General features: G+C 31.0%; 9 protein-coding genes. 3 read left to right on the forward strand and 6 right to left on the reverse strand.

Annotated elements, in window-relative coordinates; translation table 11 throughout:
* The first annotated feature begins 29 nt into the window (after positions 1–29).
* Positions 30–1,247 carry a hypothetical protein gene (locus IUY40_RS17445; RefSeq protein WP_195738144.1) on the forward strand — a complete coding sequence of 406 codons (1,218 nt, stop codon included), beginning with the start codon at positions 30–32 and terminating at the stop codon, positions 1,245–1,247.
* Between the two features lie 632 nt (positions 1,248–1,879).
* Here IUY40_RS17445 and IUY40_RS17450 read toward each other — a convergent pair.
* A complete protein-coding gene (locus tag IUY40_RS17450) occupies positions 1,880–2,671 on the reverse strand; it encodes a polysaccharide deacetylase family protein (RefSeq protein WP_195738145.1) in 792 nt (263 codons plus the stop codon).
* 371 nt (positions 2,672–3,042) lie between these two features.
* On the opposite strand from IUY40_RS17450, the gene IUY40_RS17455 reads away from it, so the two are divergent.
* Positions 3,043–4,038 (forward strand): metal-dependent hydrolase, encoded by a 996-nt coding sequence (locus IUY40_RS17455; protein ID WP_195738146.1) that lies wholly within the window; start codon positions 3,043–3,045, stop codon positions 4,036–4,038.
* Between the two features lie 712 nt (positions 4,039–4,750).
* On the opposite strand, the gene IUY40_RS17460 is transcribed toward IUY40_RS17455, so the two are convergent.
* The 3 genes from IUY40_RS17460 to IUY40_RS17470 form a co-directional block, all read right to left on the reverse strand.
* Positions 4,751–6,208 (reverse strand): glycosyltransferase family 2 protein, encoded by a 1,458-nt coding sequence (locus IUY40_RS17460; RefSeq protein WP_195738147.1) that lies wholly within the window; start codon positions 6,206–6,208, stop codon positions 4,751–4,753.
* An 887-nt stretch (positions 6,209–7,095) separates the two neighbouring features.
* On the reverse strand, positions 7,096–7,578 hold the full coding sequence (locus tag IUY40_RS17465) for a MarR family transcriptional regulator (protein ID WP_195738167.1): 483 nt from the start codon (positions 7,576–7,578) through the stop codon (positions 7,096–7,098).
* Between the two features lie 5 nt (positions 7,579–7,583).
* Positions 7,584–8,072 (reverse strand): GNAT family N-acetyltransferase, encoded by a 489-nt coding sequence (locus tag IUY40_RS17470; RefSeq protein ID WP_195738148.1) that lies wholly within the window; start codon positions 8,070–8,072, stop codon positions 7,584–7,586.
* A 216-nt stretch (positions 8,073–8,288) separates the two neighbouring features.
* On the opposite strand from IUY40_RS17470, the gene IUY40_RS17475 reads away from it, so the two are divergent.
* Positions 8,289–9,152: a DMT family transporter gene (locus IUY40_RS17475; protein ID WP_195738149.1), complete on the forward strand. Its 864-nt coding sequence runs from the start codon at positions 8,289–8,291 to the stop codon at positions 9,150–9,152.
* A gap of 312 nt (positions 9,153–9,464) precedes the next feature.
* On the opposite strand, the gene IUY40_RS17480 is transcribed toward IUY40_RS17475, so the two are convergent.
* Positions 9,465–10,781 carry a hypothetical protein gene (locus tag IUY40_RS17480; protein ID WP_195738150.1) on the reverse strand — a complete coding sequence of 439 codons (1,317 nt, stop codon included), beginning with the start codon at positions 10,779–10,781 and terminating at the stop codon, positions 9,465–9,467.
* A gap of 9 nt (positions 10,782–10,790) precedes the next feature.
* A complete protein-coding gene (locus IUY40_RS17485; RefSeq protein WP_195738151.1) occupies positions 10,791–13,286 on the reverse strand; it encodes a TonB-dependent receptor in 2,496 nt (831 codons plus the stop codon).
* Between the last annotated feature and the right edge of the window lie 237 nt (positions 13,287–13,523).

Raw genomic sequence — 13,523 nt, forward strand, 5'->3', positions numbered from 1 at the left:
CTAAATATTATTTTAAACACACATTAACTATGAAAAACAATTATTTCAAACTGATTTTATTATTTACTTTATCCGCTTTTACAATCTCTTGTAGCAATGACGATGACAACAATACTAATGAAACTCCAAAGGAAACTTTGGCTGAATATAAGTTTTTGAGAGTATTACTTTCTGATGAAAAAACAACTGAGATTACGCTTGTTAATCCAGTAGCTGGTACTTCTACTTTTTTTAATGCGAAATTTGCAAAATCCGCTATTTACACTACTGAATCAGGCAGATATGCAGGAATCATTCATAGAGCAGACAATACTGTAGAAACTTTTGACAGTGGTTTTGAAGGTCATGGTGACCATGTTGATGTAGACGGAATTCCAAAGTTTGGTGCATTAACGGGTCAAGCGTCTCTGCCTACTCATTTTAAAAGTAAAATTGGAGAATTACTAACTTTTAATGATGGTGATGGAACATTATCTGTAGCCAAAGAATCTGAGGTTAATACAGCTGGAGCTAAATTTAAAGTAATAAATACAGGCTTACTAGCTCATCATGGTGCTATGGCAACTTTTTCTAATGGAACATATGCCATTACCCAAAAAGACAATTCGGTTGCAGGAGCACTTCCTGAAAAAGTAAAAATTATAGCTAATACAGGTAAAACTATTTTTGAAGCTACAATTTCAACAAAAGGAATTCACGGAAATGCTTCTGACGGAACTTATGCTGTTTTTGGTTCAGCAAGCGGTATACTTGTAGTTGAAAGCACAGGAAAGCAAAAGCTTATGCCCCATCCTGAAGGTTTTGGAACATCATGGTTCGGAAGTATTTTAGAAACAAAAGCACTAGGGAAATTTATAGGTTATACTGCTGATAAAGGTGCTTACTTAATTGATGTTATTAACAATACAATTAAGCCAATTTTACAAAGTGCCGATATTCTACAATGTAAAGTAAGCTACAATAAGAGTAAACTAGGCATTTTATTGCATAACGGTAATTTTAAATTATTCAATTTAACTACGTTGCAAGTTGAAAAAGAAGGAAAGGTAATTGGAGAAACGGCAAAAGCTGCTTTAACGAAACCTCAAATTGAACTAACAGAAAATTTTGCTTATATCACTTCTCCAACTACTGGAGAATTATTACAACTAAGCTTACCTGCTATGACTATTGTAAAGAAAATAAAAGTTTCTTCTACTCCTTATAGAATTACGATTCTTGGTTTCGAAAACAGCAAAGCCCATTAAACTTAACTTGTTATCGTAGTACAAAGATTAATTAATAATAGAAGGCGATACATTATTTCTATCGCCTTCTATTTTTTTATTTTATACCTAATAAGCTAGAAAGTTCTTCTTTTTGTTTAACACTATAGCAATCGATTAACCTTTAAATGTAAATCCAATTTCTTCACGGTCTTTTTTACTTACTGAAAAGACAATTCCAAGAGCTAAAATCAAACTTAATATTTTCTAAACTTTAATACAATAAATTCAAGGCTGACGTAGCGTTGGCTACACTCTTGCAGATAACAATCTGCTAAAAAGTACAATACAAAAAACAAGAGAAACTTTAGGTTTACTTTTTTAACATTGATAAAAATAAAGCCATAAAGTGGCAGGGGCATTAAAAGCTACATAAATGGTTTAAGTAGTGAGATAGGTTAAATTTTTTATTCAAAAATAGCATTTACACTACCTAGATTAAAAAACCTACCCACGATAGCGCTTCTCCAACCGACAAAAAATATTTAATAGTCGATTAGTAATTCTGTCGTCTAACTTTTTCTAATATCACTTTTAATATCCCATTGCTGGTACAGTTTTAGAAAACGATTTAACTCTATTTTTAAATACTAAATCTATAGTGCTGTAGTGAATTATAAATTTTTCAAATCATCAACCGTATAAAACTTAAGATTATTATTTATTGCGTATTTACACAACTCTTCTAATGCTGCAAGTGGCGTTTCTAGTCTTTCGTCAGCATTATCTACTGTTTTATGACCATAGAAAACAACAATTTTGTTATGCTTCTTGGCATAATCCATTAACCTTTTATAATAATCAACATTAAACTGTTTATAATCATCATCGATACCCAAACCGTAAATTACTCTGTTTCCTTCATAATAGCAATACTGCGATTCAGGAGAAAGCATTCCGTAAGTTGTACCCCTTATAATGTCAAAATGTTTTAATAATTCCTTATCTAAAGCAGCATCACGTGCCCCATCAGGATAAGCAAATGAGCGAATATTAAACCCATCTTTATCCATAGCTACTTTTAGAGGTGTTATCTCATTATCTATGTATTTATTAATTCCGTATGCTGCTGAATATTTAAGTGCATTTTCATGATTATAACCATGTGCTGCTATATCATGCCCCATATCCTTTAAGTAGTGTAATTTTTTCTTTTGCTTGGCTGTCAAAGAATCATATTTACATATAAAAAAAGTTGCTTTCCATCCTAAATGATGCAATCTTTTTTCGGCATTATACCAGTCTTCAACATAATTATCATCAAAAGATAAGAGTATACCTGGCTGATACTCCTTCTTTGTAGTTCCAACTGGCTCAGGCTCGTCTCCGCCTGAATAAATACGTGCCGTAATTAATAAAATTACAACAGTAAAAAGACCAATAAATACATACGTAGTTTTATTCATAACCGCTATTTTCAATCTAATTTAGTGATTATTTTGTAAAAAAAATCTCCTTGCTGTTATTAATTAATTTATTAATAAGGCCTTCCTTTTATTGACTAATTTAACTCTAAGATTACTCTATAACAAGCCTTTAACTGGAAATGGTAAAAACTCTAATTTTCAGCATGTAAAAGTTTTTTGTTATGCACATTTTAAAAAGTTGAAACTGATGAAACGCATATTTTTTTATGACTACTTTTAAAATTAAGTCTGTTTAAATTTACTGAATCTGTGTTGAAAATAATTATAGCAACGAGTTAAGATTAAATAAAAGTTTTTTTCGACAGGATAAGACTTCTTTCTGTTTAAATTTACAAATCAATAATTATCTCATGGATTCTTTTACTCAGATTATACTAGGAATTGCAACTGCCGAATTATGTGCAGGCGATAAACTGCAACGAAAAACGTTTATATATGGTGCTATTCTAGGTACTATTCCTGATCTGGACGTAGTTTTTGGACAGTTATTAAATCCTGTTGATGGTGTAGCAATACATCGGGGACTAAGTCATTCCTTATTATTTTTTGGATTGCTTACACCTATTTTAGGCTGGGCTATTGCCAAAATAGAACGGGGGAAAATTAATTTCCGTACTGCTAGCCTTATGGTATTTTGGTGTTTGCTTACTCATGTTCTTTTGGATATGTTTACTTCTTGGGGTACGCAAATTTTCTGGCCACTACCTGACCGTATCGCCTTAAAAACTATTTTTGTAATTGATCCTCTATATACACTTCCGCTGCTTATTTGTTTAATTTTAGCCTGGCGAAAACCTACTTTCTCTATGAGGAAAAAATATGTTTTACGCGGAATATATATTAGCTCATTCTATCTCTTAGTAACTTGTGGATTAAAACTATATGCTTTGCAGCAATTTAAAAATGCATTGCAACAACAACATATTGCTTATGATAGTATCATCGTGAAACCTACTGCCTTTAATTGTATTTTATGGAATGCTAATGTAGCTACTAAAGAGGCTTATTTATTAGGTGATTATTCGCTCTTTGATAGCCTGCCAATTACTTTTGAAAGCTATAAAAAAAACAATAACTTTTCAGAACAACTTAGCGGAAACTCTGATTTTGAAACCTTGAAAAAAGTAAGTGAAGGATGGTATATTATAACTAAAAAAAATAATGAATATCACTTTAATGACTTGCGTTTTGGTTTACTTACCAAAGATCCTAAACAGCCACAATTTGCATTTAGTTATGTATTTAAGGTTGAAAATGGAAGATTAAAAGCACAAGAAGTTCCAAAACAGAAACGTGATGGAAAAGCTTTAATGAAAGGAATCTTAAACAGAATTAAGGGAAATTAGGAACACCAAGCTTAAGTTCATTATTTATTTAAAATTACTTCACAAATTTTATTAACTACTTTATTTTGAGAAATACCATATCATTTTGATAGTACTTATTTTATATCAAAAGACTATAAAACACACAATTACTTTATAATCAATAATTTAAACAACATATATAATACAGGTACTGTCTTTGCACACATAATAAAAAGATAAATTAATTATGAGTATTCCAAAACAAAAAGACTTACAGACAAAGAACTTACATCGGAATAAATTAAAAAAAATAGCCAAAATTAGGATGAGACTCACACCTGGCTATTTACTGTTTATTACTTATGCAATTATAATACTATTTACTGCAATCTTAAAAATTGCAAGCTAAATACGATTGATAAAGTATCTTCCGTTTCATAAGTTTATATAGGTTTTATATCCTTATGGGATTTAATTTGATTCCCATTTTTTTATCTTTTAAAATTATAAAAGTAAATTCAACGGGGTATCAAATAATATAATTTATATTTTTAGTATGCTGAACTAACAAATAGTCAAAACTTCCCTTTTTAGTTCTATATAAGCGCTTTTCTAACATTTATCATTTCGTTCAAGAGCATGCTCTAACTTAGATAATTCTTATGCTTTTCCAATATAAAAATGATAATAAAAAATTATTATCTTGTTTAATTAAACAATGATGTACCGAAGTACATCATTGTCTATATTTTTATTTACCTTGAGCTAAACCACGCGTTAACCAGCCACTTTTATTAGCAGTAGCAATAGCATAAGGAGTAATCCAAAACAATCCAAAGGTAAAAAGTATGCTATACGAATAAGCCCAAAATGATTCAGAAATACTGTGTCTTTTAGCATAAAATAAAGCTGAAAAACTTGATACAATCATAATACTTAAAAGTGTAGAACCAAAAAATAATATTGGATGCATTGCTATAAAGAATAACATAAATAAGACGAATGGATATGCCATAATAATCTTTAATGTTTGGTCTATATATAAAAGCCTTGTTCCAAATTTAGATCCTTTTCTAAAATCTTTAAAAACATAGTTTGCCATCATTAAATTCTCACGCACATTACTTCTGCCCCATCTGATAAACATTTTATACAATCCTGTATAATCTTCAGGTACATTAGTTAATACATATGAGTTTCTTTGAAACAATACCTGACGTCCTTGTTTTAAAATCATATTAGTCATCGCACGGTCTTCACCAATGTCTGAAGGCTGCCCCATAAAAGTTTGATTGATCCATTCTGGAAGACATTCATATACCGCTTCACTACGATAAGCAGCTAAAGCTCCTGGAGTACAAAAAACAGATCCTAAAACACTCTCAGCAGAACGTGCAAACTCAAAACTCATTACAAAACTTACATTTAGCATTTTAGGAAGTATCGCTTTTTTATTATTTAAGACGAGAACATTACCTGCAACGGCTCCACATTTTTCATTAGTTATAAAAGGACTAACTAAATTTCGTACTGTATCTTTTTTCACAACTGAATCACTATCTACTGTAACAAAAATATCTCCAGTACCTAATTCAAATCCACGGTAAAGTGCGTGACGTTTTCCTTGATTTTTAGGTTGCTGATAAATTGACAATCTATCTCCTAATTTTATTTTTGCTTGTTGCATCCAATACCAAGTATCATCTTTACTTCCATCGTCAATAGCAAGTATTTGCATTTTTTGTTCAGGAAAATCACTATCTGCCAAACTTATTAAGGTATCTAAAACTAGCTTGCCTTCGTTATATGCAGGAACGATTATCGTACAGGTAGGCAATAATTCATCAGAAACTGATTCGATAGGCTTGTAACGAAAATATAGAAATAAATTATATAGAAAAACTCCGGCCTTAAACATAAAAAAGACTGTAGTTATTACCAAAAACGGATAACCCCACGTTGAGTTTATTCTGTCTATATGAAATTGATCAAAGTCTGCTTGGAATTTATAAACCAAGAAAGCTCCTGTAATCATTAATATAAAACTACTTATAAGTACAATAAAACCTAATGGACTTGCATTATCTTTTATTGCCTTCTTTAAAGATTTGCTGTTAATACTAAAGAAAGAACTTGCTAAAGAATGTTCATTGCTATTTGTAGCATTGTTTGTAGCGTAAAATTGTTTTGAAATTGTTTCAGTTTTCATGCTTGTATTGTTGTATTACTATCGATTTCTATATTATGGCTCTTAATTAAAATGTCTATTCTTTTTTCATTCATTTTTATCGTTAATTACTCTGTTCAACGATCAAATTAAATTGTATAGAAGAATGGACAAATCATATTTAGCAAGCCTCATGCCATTATCGTTTTTAGTAGAAAATGAGGCGTTTACAATAGTTTATACAAGTTTACGATGTATAGGTGTTACCCAAATTGTGTAAAAAATATACACATTGTATCCTTTTGTGAAATAAGAAAGATCAGTACAACACTATAATTTTATGCTTTTACATCAAAGCCAGATTACATACCAAGAATTGTGAAAGTAATTAATTTCATTTTTAATTCTTTACATTATAGATATAAGTATCTCCCCCCACTCTTTACAAATATTAGAGAATATTAGTAATCACAAGTTGACGGGAAAAAAAATTAAAAAAAGAGAAGATTATTTATCGGCAGTTACTACTTTAATTAGTTCGTCTAACTTATTTTCATGAATATTCTTGGCTAGAATAATTCCGTTTTTATCAATTAGAGCATTAAAAGGTATTGATTGTATTTTGTAGTTTATTACAACTGGGGAATCCCATAATTTTATATGAATGCTAAAAAGAAGAAGGAAATTGATACTAGTTTAATTCTTTTGTTTCTAATATTGATGTTAGAATACATTTTAATTATTTAGTTGTTTTTTGAAATTGATGAATTTTATACAAATCCTAAAATATTAACCTTAGTTTGAGGAATAAAATTAATTTAACAAACTAATTGGTGACAATTCATGATTCGATACTAAAGTCGAACAGACAAAATAAATTTGCATTTTACTTTCTTCTTTTCTGTATAGGATCTCGTTTTTTATACTGTCTATAATTTACTCTCTTTTAATTGTAATGCTCTTTGCAGAAAACTCTGATTGGCAATTTTACTTTCGGCTTCATTTATAGCTTTTAGCAAATTATTCTCATTGTTAGTAATTTCATTGAGCACTTCAGAGATAATATCCCAAACAGGTTTCATTTGTAAAATAAGCTCTTGTCCTTTTGTGGTAAGTACAATTAAACGTTTACGCTCATCTTCCTTATCTTTTTTGGAGCGAATAAGCTTATGCTTCTCTAATTCTTTTAGCAGACTAATTGTAGATGGATGTGTATAACCAATCTCATTGGCAATTTCAACGATGCTTAATACACCTTTATTATGAAGTGTATAAATTACTGGAAACCATTTGGGTTCAAATTCAATATCAAATGATTTGTAGAGCATCGCGCCGTCTTTACGCAATTGTTCACTAAGCCGCTGCAGTCTTGTCGATAAAGCCAAAATGCCCGATTCATTTATAATATTCATCATTTCTAGTTTAATTTTAAATGACAAAACACATTATCTGCACCCATTATTGGAAATGCATCTGGAAGTGTTCCTTTCTCAATTCGTACAAAATTATTTCTTTCATAAAAGCGTAAAGCTGCTTCTAATATCAAAATTGTTCCTAAATATAAATCAAGTAGACCGTTTTTCTTGCTAAAAGTAATTAATGTATCCAAAAGTTGTTGAGCAATAAATAACTCTTTACCTCTATATTCTTTTTTCACAAACATCTTTCTTATTGCTCCTTCTTTATCACCATATTTTACCAAAGCAATAGTTCCAACTAATTTTCCATCTATAAAGGCACCCCAAAAGCAACCTCCCTTTTTGTGGTAAAAATCATTTATTTGCAGAAGATCTGGTTGGTCTTCTAGCGTTATTGGAACATTAAATTCCTTTTGCTGGATATTTAAAATTAAATCGACTACAGCTTCTGAATGATTATTTTCAATAGGAACAATTACTATATTCATAACTTAAAATATTTAAAATTCAAAACTACGTAGTTAAATACCTAAAACAAAATTGCTTTATTAAAATTTTAAGAACTTACAAGTAAATAGCTAAGCAATAACGCCTCTTTTTCATTAAAAATAGCTTCTAAAAACATTATAATTCATTTAACTTATTGGCAAAAAGTCTGAGTGATTTTTTTTGTAATTTTGCGCCCTCATAATTTGAACCCATTCATGAAAAATAAATTAATAAATATACCACCACTTCCAGCAATACTTTTAGCAATTATAAGCGTCCAATTTGGAGCGGCAATTGCCAAAAGTCTTTTTCCTGCTATCGGTGCAGCTGGAACTGCATCATTACGAATAGGTATTTCTGCAATAATATTATTATTGGCATACAGACCAAACTTGCGTACGATTACACCCGAACAATGGAAACTTGTTATTCCTTATGGATTGTCATTAGGTTCAATGAACTTAATCTTTTACCTCGCAATAGAACGAATTCCTGTTGGTTTAGGAGTTACATTAGAGTTTATAGGTCCTTTGGTACTAGCCGTTTTTGGATCAAAACGTATGGTAGATTATTTTTGGGTATTACTTGCTGCGATAGGAATTGCCCTTATTGCGCCATGGTCTGGTAATGGTATTGACCTTATTGGAGTATTTTTTGCATTATTAGCTGGTGTCTTCTGGGCAACTTATATTGTCTTGGGTGGAAAAGTTTCGAAAGTAATGAAAGATGGTGATGCAGTATCAACCGGAATGTTATTTGCATCGCTACTGATAGTTCCTTTTGGCATCATGGAAAATGGATTAAGCAACCTAACTCCAACTTATTTAGGAATGGGAATCGCACTTGCATTGCTATCAAGTGCAATACCATTTACCTTAGAGATGAAAGCACTTGGGCAACTACCTCCACGTACTTTTAGTATTTTAATGAGTCTAGAGCCTGCAGCAGCCTCAATTTGCGCCTTTTTCTTTTTACAAGAACATCTTGCTTCTAGCGAAATACTTGCCGTATTTTTTGTAATAATAGCATCTGCTGGTTCTACAATGACTGCTAAGAAAGCAATTCAAATCAAAGATTAGGGAATCTTCATTACGAGTTTTAGAAGGATTTTTTCCTTAACTATTGAAGTAGAAAAGCTAGACTGAACATTTACTCATTGTTATTTTAGTCTTATCCTTTCCTAATTTATAATTATACCTACGCTCAGAGAACAATAGTATAATTGTCTTATGTGTAAAATAAGTAAACTTTACTTAGCACCTTTCTATAAAAGGATTGTGTAGAAAAGTTCAAAGGTTCAAAGATTGCTCAAGTTTATATATAAACCAGACAATCTTTGAACCTTTGTTATTTAAGACCTTAGTGTCTTAGTACCTTTTTCAGAACCTTTATTAAAATATTCCGATATAATATTGATCAGCACCTGAAGTTATTTTTGCTCCCAAAATACCATTAGGGTCTTTAGAATTCACGTCAAATATATGGATGTTACCTTCTATACCAACTGGAGTTAATGCAATATAGAATTTTCCGTCCTTCACAACCGAATTTTGGTATTGTTGCAACCATAATCCTTTAGGTACGTTTAAATCTAAAGCTGTATTAGTATTAAAATCGATTCTTGCCAATCCCCATTCAGCTGAATATGTTGGTTTATTATTTGAATCAACACCAATCTGAATTTCATCACCACCTATTTTCTCATAAGGAATATAACCAATTCCGTTGCCAGCATAAAACCAACCATTACTAGAAGCTGGTTTATCTAACAATTCGCTTACACTAAACTTATATGATTCATCATATTTCCCGTCTTTAATTTTTACGATATTTAAATCTTTACCATTGCTTACCATTTGCATGATTTCTCCAGCTTCATTAAAGTGTTGCGTAGGTGTACGATATCCATTTGTTGCTCCTTTAACGTGTGAAGTACTAATTACAGTAGCATTAGTTAAACTTGGATAATCAAGTACAAGAGTAAAAGTTTTATCTGTTTCTCCTCCTTTACCAGTTGCTGTATTAAATTTACTTACGGATGTACCATAATACAATTTGTTTCCAGAAATAACAGGACAATCTATACGAGAAATATAATACCCCTCACTTGCTAAAGTTCCCGGAAGAACTAAGTCAATGTCTTTCTTGAAATTGTTTCCTATTGACATTGCCTCTAAATCAAGAAGACCAATAGCTACAGTCATTTTGTGTTTTAGATACTCTTTATTATTAGCTTCTTCATATACTGGAGAAGCAGCAATACTGTGTACAGAACCCACTTTGTCATTCATTTTAGTAAAACGAATAGCCTTTATCCCCAATGGAATAGAAGCGTCTATAGTAGTCACCATTTTATAATTTTGTCCGCCATGATACGTTAACTTATCAATAGTACCCACTGTATAATTAAGACTGTAAACGATCGAACCATCTGTAGATGTAAATACTCTGGCTGTACGCGATGATGTCATCGAATACCCTTTCCCAGAAAATGACACCTCCCCTTTAGAAAGATCTGAAACACCCTGAAGATAAGTACCCGAAATACTCCCAGAACCACTAGCAAATACCATCTGGAAATCATTTTTTACGGGTAATATAGAAGAAGCATCCTCACTACTATCATTATTACTACATGAGCTTAGTAATGCTATTGCACAAGCCCCTGAGAATAATGTACTTTTTAAATTTCTAAATTTAATTTTCATTGCAATTAATTATTTTGAAGTTAGTGAATATGTTAATTTGGCATAAAATGCCCGACCTGGTTTTTGTAAACCGAAATTGTCAAATATTTGTTGGTCAAATATGTTTTTTGCATCCACACTAATGGTGAATTTATTAGATGGAAAAGTATATGCAATCCCTATGCTATTAGAAAATTGTGTTGGAATATAGTCTAGATTTTTCCCTCCTACATTTGCCCAATTCCTAAGAAATTCATCTACGTAGCTGATGTTATAATAAATAGAAGCTTTAGATTTTTTTGCAAATAAATCATCCTGATAATATATTGCATTAACATTAAATTTAAACGAAGGCTCGTTTCTTATTTGCATACGATAAAATAGGTATGGAGCACCATTGGCATCAAATCTGGTATTAAACAAAGACTCAAATTTTGATATATTAAAAGAGAGATTAAACTTCTTAGCATAGTCATAAATTATCTCAGCATCTATGCCTCGAGACATTACATTCTCTAAGTTTTCAAATTGCGAATACGTAAAGCTCCCTGCTCTTATCGACTCTCTAATCATTCCTTTTGTGTCTCTATAAAAAAGAGAGGTATTTAATCTAACAGAGTGGTTATCGAGCCTTAATACAGCCCAATTTACTCCAATGTTTACATTATAACTCGTTTCAGGCTTTAGTTCTCCTGCTGGCGCAAGTAAATTATCATTAACATTACCAAATAATTCGTTGGCACTAGGCAAACGCATTGCTTTTTCTGCAGATCCCAATAAATACAAATTAGGATTTAGCTCATAAGATAAAGTAATACCATATCCGCTAAAATCAGATTTTTTAGTAAATTTTCTCTTTTCGTAATTTGGTACACCCGTAATAATATCATTTCTGTAAGGCTCATTTGAAGTAGCCTTTTGAAAATAATGTTTATAAAAAATATTAGTTCTTAGTTTTTGAGAAAAAGCAAGATTCTCATAAGTAAACGAAACGATATTTTTTTGTAAATCTCTTGTATTCTCTAATAATTGCAATCCTAAAGGTTGTAATTCATCTGATATGCCACGTATAAAATTATTATACATATAATTGGCGTATATCGTGTTATTATCATTAATAGTATATCCTAAGTTTGTACGAACAAACAAAGTCTTATCAGAATTAATTCCCAAAGTTTTAGCACTAGAAACCTCAGCTCCACTAGTATATTTTACATAAGTTCCATCAGGATACATCAATGGTTTTCCTCTCCAGTCATACATAACACCTACAGTATCTATTGCTTGCCTTTTTAGATAAGAATAACTAGCATCTGCTTTAAATGATAATCCTTTTGCCAAAAAATCGTTCTTACTATAAGTCAATGTGGCAATACTAGAATTACGTCTGGTATGACGGTCACCATATACATTATCCATTGTAATACCATGCTGAACTTCTTTATAATCCTTAGATAAAATACCCCCAATCATAAATCTGTCGGCCCATTTTACATCTGTAAAACCAACTTCTACCTTTGTTCCGTATGATTTATAGGCATCATGAAAACGTTTTGCACGATGGTTAGTTGTAGTTTTTCCTGTATAATCCTTGAAAGTGATGCTTTTTCCCCAAACTTCATAATTGTTATCACTATAATTATAAAAAGCCGAAGCATCAATTGTGAGTCCATTCTCTTTTCGGTAATTGCTTGCTATATTCCATTGGTGTGTATTAAATGAACCTAGGGAATAAGATGTTACAAGAGAATTTCTAGTTTTTTTCTTTAAAATAATATTTATCGCTCCACCCAATGCATCTTCAGAAAGATTAGCAGGAACTACCCCTTTATAAACTTCAATACGATCAATTAAAGCTGGTGGAATACTATTTAAAGAATACGATGAACCAAAATTTGAAGCAGGAACCCCATCAATAAAAACCTTAACAGCATTACCCGATAACCCATTAATATTGTAATCAATCTTAGATCCCAATCCTCCATCTTGTCTAATACGAACTCCAGCTGAACGATCTAGTAGTTCATTTGTTTGTATCGACTGCAAAGCCATTTTTTGAGTTTCGATCACATTTACTGCAAAACCCTTTGTTTCTACCTCTTTTTTCTCAGTTTTAACCTTAATTATAACTTCTTTTAAACCTACACTTTCTGAAGGCTCAACGATTAACAAAATCCTTTCATTATTCTCTTTAAAATGTACTTTAATACTTTTTTGAGTAATTTCAATAGAACTTACTTCAATTTCGTGCTGACCATATACAAGTCCACTAAACTCAAACTTTCCCTCATCATCAGTAATTACCTGATGTTTAGTATTTTTAACAGCAACAGCTGCGTAAGTAATTGGGGTTCCATTTTCTAGTTTTAAAACTCCCGAAAGAGTTCCGTTTTGTGCGAATAGGCCAGATGGTAAAAAAAATATGGAAATAAAAAATATACTGTATTTTAAAGGTTGTACTAAAAAAATATTCCTTTTAAAAGCTGATCGATTTCCATTTTCCGAAAAGGGAACTATCCTATTCAACCTTAAAACAATTTTGCATATACCTGTTAAACAAGATGTTATTATATTATTGATTACTATAAGACAATCTATGTAGTTTTTTAAACCCATTACAAAGTAAAATTGACATTATTAATTTACGTGCAAACTTACCTCTAGTCACTATGGATAAGGGTTTCAATTAAGGATTATAACATACACAAAAAGGATTGTTTTTATTTAGACTCAATACATATACGGAATATTAAGTGTATATTT

This window comes from Flavobacterium sp. ALJ2 (assembly GCF_015594725.1).
In the GTDB taxonomy this organism is placed as follows: domain Bacteria; phylum Bacteroidota; class Bacteroidia; order Flavobacteriales; family Flavobacteriaceae; genus Flavobacterium.

Coding starts and splice junctions, on each gene's coding strand:
- IUY40_RS17460 (WP_195738147.1), bottom strand. CDS start 6,208: ATGAAAACTGAAACAATTTCAAAACAATTTTACGCTACAAACAATGCT.
- IUY40_RS17455 (WP_195738146.1), top strand. CDS start 3,043: ATGGATTCTTTTACTCAGATTATACTAGGAATTGCAACTGCCGAATTA.
- IUY40_RS17465 (WP_195738167.1), bottom strand. CDS start 7,578: ATGAATATTATAAATGAATCGGGCATTTTGGCTTTATCGACAAGACTG.
- IUY40_RS17480 (WP_195738150.1), bottom strand. CDS start 10,781: ATGAAAATTAAATTTAGAAATTTAAAAAGTACATTATTCTCAGGGGCT.
- IUY40_RS17470 (WP_195738148.1), bottom strand. CDS start 8,072: ATGAATATAGTAATTGTTCCTATTGAAAATAATCATTCAGAAGCTGTA.
- IUY40_RS17450 (WP_195738145.1), bottom strand. CDS start 2,671: ATGAATAAAACTACGTATGTATTTATTGGTCTTTTTACTGTTGTAATT.
- IUY40_RS17475 (WP_195738149.1), top strand. CDS start 8,289: ATGAAAAATAAATTAATAAATATACCACCACTTCCAGCAATACTTTTA.
- IUY40_RS17445 (WP_195738144.1), top strand. CDS start 30: ATGAAAAACAATTATTTCAAACTGATTTTATTATTTACTTTATCCGCT.